This window comes from Rhizobium sp. 05N49 (assembly GCF_056396805.1).
The window spans coordinates 57,566-73,265 of the sequence record NZ_JBFTME010000012.1 but is presented as its reverse complement, the minus strand read 5'-3'; the positions used below and the strand labels follow the sequence as shown (position 1 = coordinate 73,265).

The window sequence follows — 15,700 nt, the reverse complement described above, 5'->3', positions numbered from 1 at the left end:
CCGCCATCAAACTGCGCTAAGCAGATGAGGAAACTATATAACAGGGCGATCGGCAGCAGACGTAAAATACACGATCCTACGTTAGCCGGCTTTTGAAAAACCGCGGCAGTCCCGAGTGGCAATGCCGGCATGACCGCTGTTGCTCTGATCCCGCCCTTTTGCTTTCACGTGGAGATGGTCCCCACAAACGGCAGAGTTTCCAACGCTTCAATAGAGCTTACGCGATGCTACGGGCCTCAGCATGAAAACAGGCCTAATATTCTGCCCTCGACAGCGATCAAACGGCTCGGCAAGGCCAGCCCGAAGGGAGCGACCGTGTTTCTCGACTATTTTGCCTTGGGCGTCCTGGTCTTTGTCTTCGTCACCCTTTTCTACGCGGTGATCGCAATCCACGACATTCCTCACCTCATGGCCAAAGCGCGCAATCATCCGCATCAGGACGCCATCCATGTCGCCGGATGGGTTAGCCTCTTCACCCTCCATGCAATCTGGCCGTTCCTGTTCATCTGGGCCACCCTCTACCGCGAGGATCGCGGCTGGGGCATACGCACGGATGGGAAGCTGTCGGCGGAAGCCGAAGCGAATGCTGAGATTGCCCGCCTTCACGCACGGATCGCCGACCTCGAAGCGCACACGCCGGAGAGGGAGAACGCCTGATGGAACTACTCCTCATCCTGACTTATGCCGCGATCTGCTGGACGATCTTCAAGCTATTCAGGATCCCGGTAAATCAGTGGTCACTCGCAACCGCCGTCCTTGGCGGGATATTCATCATCTCGGGCCTTGTGCTTCTGATGAGCTACAATCATCCCTATTCGAGCGATGGGCGCATCTATTTCACGTCGGCTCCGGTCATCCCCGTCGTGGGAGGCCAGGTCGTCGACGTTCCGGTCACTGCGAACGCGCCGCTAAAGAAAGGCGACATCCTTTTCCGCATCGACCCCCGGCCATATCAGTTTGCAGTCGACCAAAAGACGGCAGCGCTTGCTGAAGCCAAGCAATCCGTCCTGCAACTGAAAGCCGCTCTCGACGCCGCCAATGCGGCAGTCACGGGGGCCGAAGCCTCGCGGGACAGATCCTTGCAGGCTTTTGAAAAGTTCCAGGCGTCGAACGAGAATTCGAAATCGAGTGGCCGAGGCGCCGTCTATTCTGAACTCGAGGTCGAGAACCGGCGCGGCATCTATCTTACCGCGGAGGCAGCGGTCGATACGGCACGTGCGCAAGCGACACAAGCAAAGCTTGCTTATGAATCCGAGATCAACGGCACGAACCCGACGGTCGCGAGGCTGCAGGCCGAGCTGAACAACGCCGAATACGAACTCGACCAGACGACCGTACGGGCGCCGTCTGACGGGTATGTTACGCAGGTCTTCCTGCGCCCAGGCATGATGGCCAATCCCCTGCCCCTACGCCCGGTCATGGTCTTTATCAACAGTGAGGACCGCATGCTGGCGGCAGCCTTCATCCAGAACTCGCTGCAACGTGTCCGCGTCGGTGATGATGCCGAGGTCTCCTTCAAGGCTGTGCCCGGCAAAATATTCAAGGCACGGGTGGCGGAGGTCATCGATGTGATGGCCCAGGGCCAATTGCAACCGAGCGGTGCGCTGATCGACCCGCAATCGCCCGAACGAACATCGCCCGGTCAGACCTTGGCCCGCATCGAGCTGCTCGAGAACACCGATCAGTATCAACTGCCCGGCGGCGTTGTCGCTGAGGTCGCGGTCTACACACATTATTGGCATCACGTCGCCCTCCTCCGCAAAGTGCTGCTGCGCATGAGCAGCTGGATGAACTACGTGTTCCTCGAACATTGAAGCAAAGGGTGGCGCCGACCCGGCGGTGCAAGCAAAAGCAAGGCACCGCGGGAGTAACGGCGACAGGATAAGGAGCCGGAATTGATAGGCAGTCTTCCTATGTTGCGGGGCCTGGCCGGTTTCAACAAGGCCTGGTTCCGGAGTGATATCCCGGCCGGGCTGTCGATCGCCGCCGTCGGTCTGCCGAGCGCTATCGCCTATCCCGCCATCGCGGGGCTGCCGCCGGAGACAGGCATCTATGCCAGTATTGTCGCGCCGGTCGCCTATGCGATTTTCGGGCCTTCCCGGCTCCTGATCGTCGGGCCCGATGCTGCGACGATGACCGTGCTGGCAGCGGCGATGGGCACCATCATTGCTGCCGCACCGGCGGGAGGCGATGTCGATCGGGTTGCGGTCGCTTCGGCGCTTGCGCTGGGGGTCGGTATTTGCTGCCTAGCAGCAAAATTGCTGCGGCTCGGCGTGCTCGCGAGCTTCCTGTCCCGCCCCATCCTGGTCGGTTTCTTTGCCGGCGTCTCTCTCTCGATCCTGATCGGACAGATCGGTCGGTTTACGGGCGTAAAAATCGAATCCGACGGGTTGGTCTCGCCGCTTGTCGAGATCTTCGCCAAGAGCAGCCTGATTCACTGGCCTTCGCTTATCCTCGGCACTGTCATGTTCGCGTTGCTCTGGACCGTCCGTGGCTTCAATCTGAAAATCCCCGGTCCCGTACTGGTCGTCGTTATCTCAGTCATCCTTTCGGCGCTCTTCGATTTTCGTGGTCGGGGTATTGCGGTCGTCGGCGACCTGCCAAGCGGGTTGCCGAGTTTTTCCCTGCCGGCTTTCTATCAGATGCCTCTCGACAAACTCATGATCGGCTCGGTCACGATCTTCCTCGTCAGCTTCGGCGCCGGTATCGTGACGGCGCGCAGCTTTGGATCGCGGACCGGCGAAGAGGTCGATGCCAATCAGGAGCTGATCGGGCTTGGTGCTGCCAATATCGCCCCGGGCCTTTTCGGCTCGTTTCCGATCAGCGCATCGGATTCCCGTACCGCCATAAACCTGTCGACGGGCGGCGTTTCGCAGCTCGCCGGGCTCGTTTCGGCGGCCACACTGATCGCCGCACTGGTTTTCCTGCATGGCGCGTTGCGGATTCTTCCGATCCCTGCACTTGCGGCCATTCTCGTGGCAGCGGCCATCAGCCTGATCGATATTCGCGAGCTCAAGAAAATCTGGCGCATCAGCCGCATGGAGTTCGTCTTTGCGCTGATCGCCATGTGGGGAGCCATCAGTTTCGGCGTCCTCAACGGCGTGATCGTCGCCGTCGGCGCGACCTTCGTCTATCTGCTGCGCCAGACCATGTTTCCGCGCGACGGCCTGCTTGGCCGCATCGAAGGCCGGCATGGCTTCTTTGACCTTCAGCGCTACCCGGAGGCACGCCCCGTTCCGGGCGCCGCCGTCTTCGCGGTTCAGGGCAGTATCCTGTTTTACAACGCCGACTATGTGCGCATCCGGCTGATGTCGGTCGCAAAGGAACTTCCCGCCGACACCAAATGCTTGGTGCTCGATGCCAGCGCCATCACGCAAATCGACAGCACCGGCGCCACCGCACTCGAGGCCGTGGCGGAATTGCTTGTGAAGCGAAACATCATCTTTGCGTTCGCCGATCTCAGCGATGAAAGCCGCGCCATTCTCGAGCGGGCCGGGATCATCAAGACAGTCGGCGCCGAGAATATTTTCAATGGCAGAGAAGAGGCCCTGCGGACTCTGATCGGCGATATCGACCAGATCGGCAATGCCGCACCGGCAAGCGCTGCCCCGTGATGACAGAAGGAGGGAGAGACATGGACGAGAATTACGAGCCGCAACTCGCCGATGGCGAGGAGCCCCGCACCGGCAAGGGCAAGAAGAAAAAGAAGTCATGGGATTACGAGAAGGAGATCAGCCGCCTGCAGGTGGAATTGGCCCATCTGCAAGCCTGGGTCAAAAAATCCGGCGCACGGATCGTCATCGTCTTCGAAGGACGTGATGCTGCCGGCAAGGGCGGGATGATCAAGCGCATAACGGAAAGGGTCAGCCCGCGCGTCTTCCGGGTGATCGCCCTGCCCGCACCGACCGACCGCGAGAAATCGCAGATCTACATGCAGCGCTACATCGCCCATCTGCCGGCCGCCGGCGAAATCGTGATCTTCGATCGCAGCTGGTATAACCGTGCCGGAGTCGATCGGGTCATGGGCTTCGCCAGCGACAAGAAGGCACAGCGCTTCCTTGAGCTCGCACCGCGTTTCGAGGCCGCTATCGTCGAAAGCGGCGTCATCCTGCTCAAATATTTCCTGACGGTCAGCGAAGAAGAGCAGGAACGGCGTTTCAGACGCCGGATCGACGATCCTCTGCGGCAATGGAAACTCAGCCCCATGGATGTCGAATCCTACCAACGCTGGTGGGACTATACGCGCGTCTATGACGAGATGCTGCGGATGACCGACAGCAATCACGCGCCGTGGTGGATCGTGCCTTCGGATGACAAGAAGCGGGCGCGGGTCAACTGCATCTCGCACATTCTGCAATCGATCCCTTATGAGCGTGTGAAATTCGAGGCGCCGGATCTTGGGAAGCGCCAGAAGCGCCCGTCGGCCTATGTCGAGGATCGCGCAATCCGGCATGTGGTGCCCGACACAACGTCATGACGATGGGTCCGGCTCTACATGCCGGGGATGGATGCAGCCATGGAGCAGGTCAATGATACGGCCCCGCAACCGAGCGGTGCGGGGCAATTTTCGATCGAGGCGCGCGTCAGCGATCTCGTTCGCTTGGGCATTATAGGGCTTTTTGCCTATTGGACACTGGAGCTTATCGCTCCCTTCGCGCTGATCGTCATCTGGTCGGCTATCCTTGCGGTGGCGCTGTTTCCGATGTTCGATGCTCTCTCGCGGCTGATCGGCAACAGGCCGGTGATCGCGTCGATCGTCATCGTCGTCAGTTGCCTCGTCCTGATCATTGCCCCGCTTGCCCTCGTCGCCGTCAATTTCGCCGACACTGTGCAGGCGTTGATCGGCAAGTTGCGGACGGAAGACTTCACCTTGCCTGCCGCCCCGGCTGCCATCAAGGAATGGCCCGTCATCGGCGAGCGCATCTATAATACATGGAACCAGATTGCCGGCGACCTGGCTTCTACCATCATCAAGTTTCAAGCGCCTATCCGCGAAGTGATGGGCGTCATCGTGGCAAAGCTCGCTTCGGTCGGCGGCGGTGTCTTGAGTTTCGTTGCCTCGATCCTGCTTTCCGGCCTGTTTCTGACGCGGGCCACGCCACTTGCTGCGGCAGTGCAGCTGCTCGCAAACCGGATCGGCGGCGAAAAAGGCGTCGGCTTTGCCCGGCTTGCCGGAAGTACGGTGCGGAATGTCTCGCGCGGCGTCATTGGCGTCGCCTTCCTGCAGACGCTGCTTTGCGGTTTGTGCTTTGCCTTTTTCGACATCCCCGCACGCGGTGCGCTGACCTTTGCCGTCTTCATGCTCTGCGTGATGCAATTGGGTCCTGGGCTGGTGCTTCTGCCCATGATCGTTTGGGCCTGGTTTTCCTGGTCCTATGGCACCGCACTTATCTTTACCTGCCTGGCGATACCGATTACGGTGGTCGACAATGTCCTGAAGCCCATATTGATGTCGCGCGGTCTCTCGACCCCGATGCTCGTGATCCTGATCGGGGTCATCGGCGGTACGCTATCACACGGGCTTCTCGGGTTGTTCCTGGGGCCCGTAGTGCTCAGCGTCTTTTACGAATTGCTGCGAGCCTGGGCCTGGCCAGCGGCAGCGTCAACCGGATCCGAGCATGAACTCGCTGCCGGCTTCGACGGACAGGTTCAGCGGTCGGTGCAGTAGACGAGAACCTCCTGCTCTATTTCAAGGCAGAGCTGCTCATATTCCGTAATCAGCCTGTCTTCACGCGGGCGCTGATTGCGGAACCGATCCAGTGCATCGACGGCAAGATCGTAGGCTTCAAACATTTCACCAAGTGTCTCGCTGGCGATGCCAGAAAGACGATGACGAATATCAGGCAGTCGGAGCATCAATTTCCTTCGTCCACGCTCTCGGCTCATAAGGCAGCTCCGTATATTTGCGCACCCCCGCAAATCGTACGAACTCAGGGGAACGCCGGCCGTTCCCGATTGGTTACCGAAAATTTATTCGTAAGAATGGTTCCGTTGGATCACATTACAAGAGATCGAATTGCGCTCTGCACAGTGCGGCGTAAACGAAGAGGGCATCAGGGCTCCCAATCGTCAGCGTTCAAGGCCTTTACAGTGACTGCGGCGACAATGCCGGTCAGCACAATTCCTGCGAAGCCGATGACCAACGACAATACCCGCGCCGAAACATGTTTGGGAGTAAAATCGCCGTAGCCGATGGTCAGGCCCGTCACGAACGTGAAATAGAGAGCCTCATCGAGGCGCCAGTCTTCGATGCGCCAGATTGCAAGCCCGCATCCGATCATCACAAGGACCACCCCTGATACGATTGGCCAGATCACGCGAAGCTGCCTTACCAGTGTGGTGAAAAACAGACGCCGCATTTGTCGATGGGTCAATTCACGACCAGGTTTCATTGGCATATTTGCCTCCGCCGGCCCGCATCACGATGTCTGATCGGGCAGAACATAAAGCGTCATGGCAAAGATCATGTAGACCATCAGCACCAGCATGCCGATGAACCATGCCGAACGCCCGCTATTGGTGACGAACATTGCCGTGATCGTGGCCAAGAAAACCATGACCACGACGCCGGGCGCAAATTGCAGATCCATCGGTGTCGGACCGATCAGATAGCTCAAGAGGACCAGCACGGGCGCGACGAAGAGCGCGATCTGCGACGCGCTTCCAAGTGCAATGCCCACACTCAGGTCGAGCCGGTTCTTGCGCGCACCGGAAAAGGCCGAAGCCATTTCGGCAGCACCGCCGACCAGCGCAACGACGATGAAGCCGACAAAGGCTTGCGTCATCCCGAAAACCTTGGCCGCTTCCTGCACGGATTCGACGAAGATCTCGCTGACGAGCGCAACCAGCACCGTGACACCAGCAAGGGTGGCGAGAGCCATGCCGATCGGCCACGGCGCCTCTTCAGCCTCATGCGCTTGCTCGGCTGCGGCAAAAGCGTCGCGATGCGTTTTGAGCGTGAACAACAGGCCCAGCCCGTATCCGACGATGAGCAGGATCGCCAGGCCCAAGCTGAGCTTTTGGATGACGGCCGTTGCCGACGCCGAATCCATCGAAGCAACCGCCGACGGCATCAGCAGACCGATCGTGGCGAGGAAGAGCAGGCCCGACTGAACGCGGGCATTGGCGCGGTTGAACTCCTGCGTGTGGTGTTTGAGGCCGCCGAGCAAAAAGGAGGCTCCCAGCATGAACAGGGTGTTCGCGACGATCGCACCGGCGACGGATGATTTTACGAGCGTGTATTGCCCGGCGCGAAGTGCCGCCAGCGCAATGACCAACTCCGTCAGATTTCCAAGCGTCGCGTTGAGCAACCCGCCGGCAGCATCGCCCGTCTTTGCCGCTACGGATTCAGTCGCGTGACTGAGGAGACCCGCGAGCGGTATCACCGCAAACACAGAGAGGATGAACAGCAGCGTGTGCGCCTCGGGGGCAACGCTCGCAGCGACAAAGACGACCGGCACTGCGACGAGCAGCCACAGCATCGGGTTGTGACGAATTTCTTTCCAAAGGAGGCTCACCCCACAACTCCCATCCGTTTCGCTGCATCCATATTTCTTGCTGCGGCATGCAGACGGGTTGCAGGTCGACGGACCTGCTCCGGAGCGTGCCGCCTTCATTTTCGACGGCCGTATTTCCCACCGATCGCGGTGTTATTCCGGCAGTGCCGTCTGCTGGAAGAATGTCACCGTTGCTTCATCCGGTGGCCCGAACCAGGTGGTGAAGAAGGTTCGGAAATCCTGCGCCGCATAGGTTTGGCTCAAGGCACGATCGACAGCGAGACGGAAGTCCTCGTCGCCGCGTGCCAGTTCGAGACCGAGCGGCTCGTAGGTGAAATGGCGCTGCAGGACGATGAGATTGCCGGAATTGTCGCTGCGGGCGGCAGCATCCATGAGGACCGGCATATCACCGAAGAGCACCGCCGAACTGCCGTCCAGCACACGTTCGATACCCTGCTGATAGTTGTTGACGGGCGTTGCGGTCGCCGCGAGCTGGAAGGTCTTGATCCTGTCGGTCAGCCAGCTTTCACTTGTCGTGCCGGCGATCGAAGAGAATGTCTTGTGTTCCAGGATCGTGCGGGCCGGCGAACCGCGCCAGACGGGTCGGCTTGTCGGTTCGCCATATTGCAGCACCTCCCGCAGCGCCAGCGGAGAACTGGTGCTGAGCAATGCGCCGGTGCCGCTCGGGAAGATCGGGATCGAGAACGAGACAAGTTTGCGGCGCGTCAATGTCACCGGCTCCGCACCGCAGACAAGATCGGCTGCACCACTCTCGATCGCCGTGGTCTTGGCATCGCCGGACAGGGGAACCCATTCGACATCGAGCTTCGACAGGTTCAGCTGTGCCCTCAGACTATCGGCAATCTTGTTGCAAAGGGCGACAGCATAACCATCCGGCCTGCCCTGGTCGGAATTGAAGGAAAAGGGCCTGGCATCCGGATCGTAGCCGAGTTTCAGTGCGGTGCTCGTCTTGACGCGGTCGAGCGTCTGGGCTTGCGCAGGCATGCTTAGCGCCGATGCGGCCATTGCGGCGAGGACGGAGGCGGCGATCACCGCCCGGCGACCATTTCTCTTTGACATGATTGGTCCTCCCTCTGTTATTCGGCCGGAGCCCGGTTCACGCCGCCGGAAAAGCGCGGGGCGATCAGGCCGTAGATGATGAAACCGATGCCTGTGACGATCATGCCGCCGAGCACTGCATCCTTGCCGGAGGCGTAGATGGCGAAGACGCTATAGGCCATGCCGATAAGCGCGATCGTGGCATTCAGCTTGTATTTCGCCGGCGGCACGCGGGCGGCCTTCATCATGACGAACAGCGCAGACAGCGAGATGATGTAAGGCAGCACATTGGTGACGACAGCGAGATTGACCAGTGCGGAGAACTGTTCGCTCAGCGTCGGCGATATGGTCATCAGGGCAAGGCAGGTCTGCACGATGCCGAGAATGATCATCCCCCGCACCGGTGCACCCATCTCGTTAACCCGCGAGAAAATGGACGGGAACATCCGCTCGTCGGCGGCGGTCTTCGCCGTCTGGGCAATCGTGAACTGCCAGCCGAGCAGCGAGCCGAGGCAGGCGAGCACGGCCAGCGCCATGATGATCGAACCAACAGTCGGGTTGAACATGGTGGCGTAGGCGAGCGCGAACGGTCCGGTGGAGGTCGCGAGATCCGCATTCGGCACGATGCCCTGAATGACCGTCGTCGACAGGATGTAGATGACGGCTGCACCGAGCGTCCCGAACATGCAGGCGAGTGGCACATCGCGCTTGGGATTTTCGACTGCATCGGAATTCTGTGCGGCCGATTCCATGCCGAGGAAGGCCCAGAGGGTCAACGAGATGCTCGATCCCATCCCTTGCGCAAGCGATAGTCCTTTCGGGTTCCAGGCGGCCGCGAACGTGCTGGAGCTGAACCACAGCCAGCCGATGATCGACAGCAATCCGACGGGAAGGATGACGCCCCAGACCGTGATCGACCCGATGCGGCCGGTGATGCGCGGTCCGCCGAAATTGGCGGCCGTGGTCAGCCACAGAAGGACGATCAGCGCCAGGCAGGTCATGATGGGGGTCGAGGTCAGAGCCGGAAAGAAGCCGGCAAGATAACCAACAGCCGAAATGCCGATCGCCACGTTGCCGACGGCAAGCGACAGGAAATACAGGAAGAACACCATGAAATAGCCGTCCTTCCCATAGGCATCTTCCGCATAGGCGGACATGCCGCCGGGGCGCTGGTTGAACAGCCCGGCCTGGGCAAAGCCATAGGCGATCGCCATCGAGCCGACGGCGGTCACGAGCCAGGACAGCAGCGAGATCGCACCGACCTGGGCCATGTTGGCGGGAAGCATGATGATGCCCGAGCCCATCATGTTGACGGCGACGATGAAGGTGAGCTGCACAAGGTTCATCTTCTTCTTGGCCGTGGTCTCGGCCGCGAGATGCATCGTGTTATCGGTCATGACGAAATCCTCCCTACCCCCTACTCGCGCACGACATATGTGTGGAATTTGATCCGCCCATCGATCCGCTCCTGGAACACGCCCTGGACCTCGTAGTTGAAGCCCGGGAAGCGATTGAAGGATTCCTCGAAGGCCAGGAAATAGTCCCGCATCGGCCGCGCCCGCTCGTCCCAGCGCTCGCCGGGTACGATAACGCCGATCCCGGGCGGATAGATCAGCGCCAGCGTCGCGGAGATCCGGCCGGCGGCTTCCGTCAGCGGTACGTAATCGACATTGTTGGCGACCAGCGCTTCATAGGCCTGCTTGGGCGCAATTGCCGGCTCCGGGAAGCTCTCGGAACGGAAGCACAGACGCTGCAGTTCCTTGACGCCGGCCTCCCGATAGAAGGAGTGCATCTCCCGGCAAACCTGGCGAACGGTATAGCCGGCATAGCGCTCGCGATTGGCCGCGTACACGGTCGGCAGCACCTCCTGCAGCGGAGCGTCTCGGTCCCACAGGTTCTTGAACTTGACAAGCTTGGCGACCAGCGTGTTCAGCTTGCTTTCGTCTTCGGCAGGCGTCAGCAGGAAAAGCAGGCTGTTCAGATCGCATTTTTCCGGCACCACCCTCTGCTCGCGCAGATAATTGGCAACGACAGTCGCCGGAATGCCGAACTCGCGATATTCACCGGTTTTCCGGTCGATACCGGGCGTCAGGATTGCAAGCTTGTTCGGATCGACCATGGTGTAGCCGGGCGCATAGCCCGAATAACCATGCCACTTCGCCTGCGGATCGAACCGCCAGCATTGCTGCTCGCGTTTGAGCACATCGGTCGGGATATCTTCCCATCTGGTATCGGCGAGATCGCCGGTGTGCTTCGAGCCTGAAACCGAGACCTTGTCCGGGACGAAAGGATCGAAAAACCATTGTTCTTCGGGGCTTGCCGCCTTGCTCTCGTAGTGATTGACGAAGCCGCGCAGCTTCTTGCGCACCTCGATGCCGAGTTCGATGCAGCGGTCCCACAGCATTTCGCCGGCCTTGCCCTCATGGACCTTGGCGTTGACATCGAGCGAGGCGAAAAGCGGATAGAAGGGTGAGGTCGAAACATGCATCAGCAGCGATTCATTGAAGCGCTTGTGTTCGACGAAGCGGCGCTGGCCGCTGATATGTTCGTCCCGCTTGTGGATCTGTGACGCCTGCGAGAAGCCTGCGCCCTGCTTGTGGACCGACTGGGTGGAAAACAGACCCGGCATGTCGGCACCGAGGTCCTTGAGGCGCATCGGGCTATGGCCATCAAAGAGCGGATGAAAGGCGTTATAGCCAATCCAGGCTTCGTCCCAGAGCACGTAATCGCAGAGATGGCCGATCTTCTCCATGACCTGCTGCACATTGTAGATCGTGCCGTCATAGGTCGCGAGCTGGATACAGGCGAGACGGAAAGGCCTCTCACCCTTCGCCCGGCTCTTGTCGGTGACCAGCGGGTGCTCCTCAATCTTCTGCCGCAGCCAGCCCTCGTCCCAGGCCGCCCAATCGACAGCACCGATCATGCCGAAGGAATTGCGGGCGGTCGGCAGATAGATCGGAATAGCGCCGGCCTGCACGAGAGCGCCCTGATGCAGGGACTTGTGATTGTTGCGGTCGAAGAGCACGAGATCGCCGCTGCGCAATACGGCATTGGCCACCACCTTGTTGGAGGTGCTCGTGCCGTTGAGGATGAAGTAGGTGCGATCCGCGCCGAAGATGCGCGCTGCCTGTTTCTGGGCTTCGACGGCAGGGCCTTCATGGATCAGCAGGTCGCCGAGATCGACGTCTGCGTTGCAGAGGTCGTTTCGAAAAATGCTCTCGCCGAAATATTTGAAGAAAAGCTGCCCAGCCGGCGATTTCCGATAGAACTGGCCGCCCTGATGCCCCGGGCAATCGAAGGCGATATTGGCCTCGCCGTCATAGGCCATCATGCCGCCGAAGAAGGGCGGCAGCAGCGACTTGCCGTAATTGACCGCGCTGGAGACGATCTGCTTGGCATAGAAGGTCGGTGTCTGCTGGCCGAGATAAACGAAACCATCCACCTCACCGGCCATTTCCACGACATCCATGTCGGCAATCGTCAGCGTATCGGCCATCGCCCAGATCGGCGTGCGAAAACCGATCTCCCTGACGGAACGAAGGAAGCTGCGCGCCGCCAGCAGCTTGCCGCCCTCGACCGAACCGATATAGGCGCCGACATCAGCATCCTCGGAGACATCGGCGGAATAATCGTCGCGCAACTCCACCTCGAATCCGTCAGCGGTGATCTGCGACACCAGCGCCTGTGCCTGAGAATTGTCGCGGTCGATGATCGCCACGATCTTCAGCATCTTGTGGAAGGGTATGGCGACCGTCGGAGACTTCACATCACGCGGGATCATTCCTGGCCCTCCCCTGCAATGCAATCGACAAGGTAGCGACGTCCGCCATCACCGGGCGCGAAGCGAAGGCCGTGAATATCGGTTTCGAAACCTGGGAACTTGCTGTCGAAGTCACGGGCGTAGAGCAGATAGTCCTGGATCGACTTGGTCGACTGGGTGATCCGCTCGCCCGGCATGATCAAGGGAATTCCCGGCGGATAGGGAACGATCATCACCGCAAGGGTGCGGTTCATGAGATTGTCTATCTCGACGCTCTCGATCTTGCCCTTGACCAGCCGGTCGTAGGCATCGGCGGGACGCAGGGCCATTTCCGGCAGCACCGTGTACATCTCGCGCTGCGCCTTCGGCACATCGTCCTTGCGATAGATTGCGTGGATCTGCTCGCAGAGATCTTTCAGGCCCATGCCGGCATAGGCTTCCGGATGGGCCGCGGCGAGCGCCGGCAGCGCCCGGGTCAATGGCGCATTGGCATCATAAAGATCTTTGAAATTGAGGAGTTCCGTGACGAGCGTGCTCCACTTGCCGCGGGTGATGCCCATCGAGAAAAGGACGAGGAACGAGTAGAGACCGGTCTTTTCGATCTCGATGCGCCGCGACGACAGGAACTTGGTAATGACGGCAGCCGGTATTCCGTGCTCGTCCATCACCCCGCTTGCCGAGAGACCGGGCGACAGGATGGTGACCTTGATCGGGTCGACCATGACGTGGTTTTCGGCAAGGCCGGTAAAACCATGCCAGGCGTCATCGGGCTTCAGCACCCAGTCGGCATGGGTGTCACTCGGCGTCTGTTCGGCAACCGTCGGCTCCCAGACGTCGAACCACCAGCTTCCGTCACTCTGTTTCCTGACGGCATTCATCGCCCGTCGGAAGCTGATCGCCTCGTCGATTGTTTCCTGCACCAGCGCGCGACCGGCCGGCTGCTCCATCATCGCGGCGGCCACATCGCAGGAGGCGATGATGCCATATTGCGGCGAGGTCGAGGTGTGCATCATGAAGGCTTCGTTGAAGCGCGTGACATCGAGGCGCTTGTTCTCTGCATGCTGGATGTGGATCATCGATGCCTGAGACAGGGCGGCCAGCAGCTTGTGCGTCGAGTGCGTGGCAAAGGTGATGGCGTTTTGCGACCGCGCTGGCTGGTTCGACGAGATGCCGTGGAAGCCGTCGTAGAATTCGTGGAAATTCGCATAGGCGTACCAGGCCTCGTCGAAATGCAGTACCTCGACTGCATCACCCAGCGACGCCTTGATGGCATCGACATTGTAGCAAAGCCCGTCATAGGTCGAATTGGTGATGACCATCAGCCGGACTTTGCCGCTGGTCTGCCCGGCAAAGGGGCTGGCGGCAATCTTGCCGGCGATCGATTCCGGCGTGAACTGATCCTTGGAGATCGGGCCGATAATGCCGAGCCCATTGCGGGACGGCGTCAGATAGATGGGTGTCGCGCCTGTCATGATGAGCGAGTGCAGGATCGACTTGTGGCAATTTCGGTCGCAGAGCACGAGATCGCCGCGCCCGACCATGCCGTGCCAGACGATCTTGTTGGCGGTCGACGTGCCGCCGACGACGAAAAGGGTCTCATCCGTGCCGAAGATACGCGCCGCATTGCGCTCGCCCTCGGCGATCGGCCCGACATGATCGAGAAGCGAACCGACGCTCCCGACCGATACCGAAATATCCGATCGCAGCGTGTTTTCGCCGAAGAACGTATAGAAGAGCTGACCGACGGGGCTCTTGCGGAAGGCGACGCCGCCGCCGTGGCCGGGTGTGTGCCAGGAATAGGCACCCTCCAGCGTATAATCCATCAGCGCCTTGAACATCGGCGGCGGCAGCCGGTCGAGATAGTTCCGAGCGGCCTGCGCGATGGCGCGGGCCATGAATTCCGCCGAATCTTCGAACAGCCGGAAAAAGGCATTGGCGTGCCGCAGCACTGCGGCAGGCACATCTTCCGCGGTCGTGTCGTCGCCGAAGAGGAAGATCGGCAGACGGTCGTTTCTCTGCCGCTTCGCAGCCAGAACCTCGCCCAGCACCTGCCAGCGTGTCGCCTTGTCCTCGGTGCCATCAACGGAGACCAGCCAGCAGGATTCGGTGTTGAAGACATGGACCAGACGACGGGCGTCTTCATAGGAAACGCCGGAGACGATCCGGAATCCTTCCTTCTCGATGGCGGCGGCCAGATCGCGCATGCCGCGCCCGGCAGCACTCTTGCCATCAAAATCCTCGTCGATAACAGCGATAGGAAATGCCGTCTGGAATTCCATGCGTTCCTCCAGAAACCGAGGGGTCAAACGCTGCGGCCGCCATGCAGCCGTCTGCATCTCAGGTTGAAGGATGGTACATGACGGGTAGTGCAGCGTCGTTGATTGCAATCAACGTGACGGGAAGCATTTCACGGCGAAGGGGGAAGCCTCGTGCCGGGACTATTCCGCCCATTCGTGATCGGCGGTGAAGGCAATGGTCAGCCAGCGATTGGCGCTTTCATCACCGATCGCATTGCCGATCTCGTCGCGCAGCGCGTCCCACTCCTCGATGGTTTTCGCGGGAAGCCCTTCGGGCACGATGAAGTAGAGTTCGATCTGCTTGGCGCGGCCGACCTGGGCGACATAGGCGCGGTGCGAGACGAAGCCGAGGCGGCGCACCGTGTCGGATGCGATGCGGTCCACGTGCTCTTGCAGATCGACAGGCGCGATCAGCAGGATTTCGGTCAGCGCTTTCCAGATCGTGCCGATCGGGAGTGGGATCATGACAAGACAGACGAGGATCAGGACCGCAGGGTCCATATAGCTGGCAACCCAGGCAACAGGTGTCGCCTGGACGGCCATGCCGATGAGAAATGCGATAAGCAGTGCAAGCGCGATGCCGCCCGACATGATCCAGGCCTTGATGTCTAGCGAGATGAAATCGGATTTGATGCGGCGGTTGAACCGGATGCCGAGGACAGCCATGATGGCGCAGACGAGCACGGTTGCCGCGGAATAGGCGATCGCCATGCCAAAACGTAGTTCATGGCCGCCGTTCAGAATGCTGATGATCGCGCTGATCAATGCATAGACACCGACCGTCATCAGCAGGCAGCCATTGAGCATCAATACGATCGGCTCCAGATGCCAGAACCCCATGGTGAAGCGGTTTCGGATCCTGCCGGACTGGGCATCGCTCTGCGTCGACTTGATGATCAGGGTGGAAACCCAGAGTGCAAGCCCGGTCATAGCCGCATCGGCCAGCGAATAGACGCCGTCGAAGGCGATGGAGAATGAGCCGGACAGAATGCCGAAGACAACGCCGAGCACCGCGACCACAACGGTGGCTGCAATCGAGATCCTGAGAAACCCCTGCTCGCCCAACATCAACGTCACCTCCAGCACTG

At 60.1% G+C, this 15,700-nt stretch carries 13 protein-coding genes; 5 read left to right on the top strand and 8 right to left on the bottom strand.

Annotation, left to right across the window (positions count from 1 at the left end):
• Positions 1-315 precede the first annotated feature (315 nt).
• The 5 genes from AC1DF8_RS22945 (at position 316) to AC1DF8_RS22925 (ending at position 5,668) form a co-directional block, all read left to right on the top strand.
• Entirely contained in the window at positions 316-657 is a 342-nt protein-coding gene (locus tag AC1DF8_RS22945; protein WP_112545493.1) for a DUF3302 domain-containing protein, read from the top strand.
• Positions 657-1,814 (top strand): HlyD family secretion protein, encoded by a 1,158-nt coding sequence (locus tag AC1DF8_RS22940; RefSeq protein WP_112545375.1) that lies wholly within the window; start codon positions 657-659, stop codon positions 1,812-1,814. Before AC1DF8_RS22945 ends, AC1DF8_RS22940 begins: the two co-directional genes overlap by 1 nt.
• 99 nt (positions 1,815-1,913) lie before the next feature.
• Positions 1,914-3,614, top strand: coding sequence for a SulP family inorganic anion transporter (locus tag AC1DF8_RS22935; protein ID WP_478155163.1), 1,701 nt, complete (start codon positions 1,914-1,916; stop codon positions 3,612-3,614).
• Between the two features lie 20 nt (positions 3,615-3,634).
• Positions 3,635-4,477 (top strand): polyphosphate kinase 2, encoded by an 843-nt coding sequence (gene ppk2 / locus AC1DF8_RS22930; protein ID WP_112545373.1) that lies wholly within the window; start codon positions 3,635-3,637, stop codon positions 4,475-4,477.
• Between the two features lie 39 nt (positions 4,478-4,516).
• Positions 4,517-5,668 carry an AI-2E family transporter gene (locus tag AC1DF8_RS22925; protein ID WP_112545372.1) on the top strand — a complete coding sequence of 384 codons (1,152 nt, stop codon included), beginning with the start codon at positions 4,517-4,519 and terminating at the stop codon, positions 5,666-5,668.
• On the opposite strand, the gene AC1DF8_RS22920 is transcribed toward AC1DF8_RS22925, so the two are convergent.
• The 8 genes from AC1DF8_RS22920 to AC1DF8_RS22885 all read right to left on the bottom strand — a co-directional run bounded on the left by AC1DF8_RS22920 (position 5,650) and on the right by AC1DF8_RS22885 (position 15,680).
• The gene (locus AC1DF8_RS22920; RefSeq protein ID WP_112545371.1) at positions 5,650-5,886 is read right to left on the bottom strand and encodes a hypothetical protein; all 237 of its coding nucleotides are present in this window, start codon (positions 5,884-5,886) and stop codon (positions 5,650-5,652) included. The genes AC1DF8_RS22925 and AC1DF8_RS22920 overlap by 19 nt on opposite strands.
• A gap of 167 nt (positions 5,887-6,053) precedes the next feature.
• Positions 6,054-6,398 carry a potassium channel family protein gene (locus tag AC1DF8_RS22915; protein ID WP_478155161.1) on the bottom strand — a complete coding sequence of 115 codons (345 nt, stop codon included), beginning with the start codon at positions 6,396-6,398 and terminating at the stop codon, positions 6,054-6,056.
• A gap of 21 nt (positions 6,399-6,419) precedes the next feature.
• Positions 6,420-7,517, bottom strand: coding sequence for a calcium/proton exchanger (cax, locus tag AC1DF8_RS22910; protein ID WP_112545369.1), 1,098 nt, complete (start codon positions 7,515-7,517; stop codon positions 6,420-6,422).
• A gap of 132 nt (positions 7,518-7,649) precedes the next feature.
• Complete coding sequence (locus AC1DF8_RS22905) at positions 7,650-8,576, bottom strand: amino acid ABC transporter substrate-binding protein (protein ID WP_478155159.1); 927 nt, start codon at positions 8,574-8,576, stop codon at positions 7,650-7,652.
• A gap of 17 nt (positions 8,577-8,593) precedes the next feature.
• Positions 8,594-9,952 (bottom strand): putrescine-ornithine antiporter, encoded by a 1,359-nt coding sequence (gene potE, locus AC1DF8_RS22900; RefSeq protein ID WP_113014245.1) that lies wholly within the window; start codon positions 9,950-9,952, stop codon positions 8,594-8,596.
• Positions 9,953-9,972: 20 nt separating this feature from the next.
• Complete coding sequence (gene speC, locus AC1DF8_RS22895; RefSeq protein ID WP_478155157.1) at positions 9,973-12,336, bottom strand: ornithine decarboxylase; 2,364 nt, start codon at positions 12,334-12,336, stop codon at positions 9,973-9,975.
• Positions 12,333-14,594 (bottom strand): Orn/Lys/Arg family decarboxylase, encoded by a 2,262-nt coding sequence (locus tag AC1DF8_RS22890; protein WP_112970345.1) that lies wholly within the window; start codon positions 14,592-14,594, stop codon positions 12,333-12,335. Before AC1DF8_RS22890 ends, speC begins: the two co-directional genes overlap by 4 nt.
• 159 nt (positions 14,595-14,753) lie before the next feature.
• Positions 14,754-15,680, bottom strand: a complete 927-nt coding sequence (locus AC1DF8_RS22885) for a cation diffusion facilitator family transporter (RefSeq protein ID WP_113116999.1) — start codon at positions 15,678-15,680, stop codon at positions 14,754-14,756.
• Positions 15,681-15,700: the final 20 nt, after the last annotated feature.

What these genes read in the sequence shown, in the direction of transcription:
- ppk2 (WP_112545373.1), top strand. Translation starts at nt 3,635, where the DNA reads ATGGACGAGAATTACGAGCCGCAACTCGCCGATGGCGAGGAGCCCCGC.
- AC1DF8_RS22920 (WP_112545371.1), bottom strand. Translation starts at nt 5,886, where the DNA reads ATGAGCCGAGAGCGTGGACGAAGGAAATTGATGCTCCGACTGCCTGAT.
- speC (WP_478155157.1), bottom strand. Translation starts at nt 12,336, where the DNA reads ATGATCCCGCGTGATGTGAAGTCTCCGACGGTCGCCATACCCTTCCAC.
- AC1DF8_RS22940 (WP_112545375.1), top strand. Translation starts at nt 657, where the DNA reads ATGGAACTACTCCTCATCCTGACTTATGCCGCGATCTGCTGGACGATC.
- AC1DF8_RS22905 (WP_478155159.1), bottom strand. Translation starts at nt 8,576, where the DNA reads ATGTCAAAGAGAAATGGTCGCCGGGCGGTGATCGCCGCCTCCGTCCTC.
- potE (WP_113014245.1), bottom strand. Translation starts at nt 9,952, where the DNA reads ATGACCGATAACACGATGCATCTCGCGGCCGAGACCACGGCCAAGAAG.
- AC1DF8_RS22915 (WP_478155161.1), bottom strand. Translation starts at nt 6,398, where the DNA reads ATGCCAATGAAACCTGGTCGTGAATTGACCCATCGACAAATGCGGCGT.
- AC1DF8_RS22925 (WP_112545372.1), top strand. Translation starts at nt 4,517, where the DNA reads ATGGAGCAGGTCAATGATACGGCCCCGCAACCGAGCGGTGCGGGGCAA.
- AC1DF8_RS22890 (WP_112970345.1), bottom strand. Translation starts at nt 14,594, where the DNA reads ATGGAATTCCAGACGGCATTTCCTATCGCTGTTATCGACGAGGATTTT.
- AC1DF8_RS22935 (WP_478155163.1), top strand. Translation starts at nt 1,914, where the DNA reads ATGTTGCGGGGCCTGGCCGGTTTCAACAAGGCCTGGTTCCGGAGTGAT.
- AC1DF8_RS22885 (WP_113116999.1), bottom strand. Translation starts at nt 15,680, where the DNA reads ATGTTGGGCGAGCAGGGGTTTCTCAGGATCTCGATTGCAGCCACCGTT.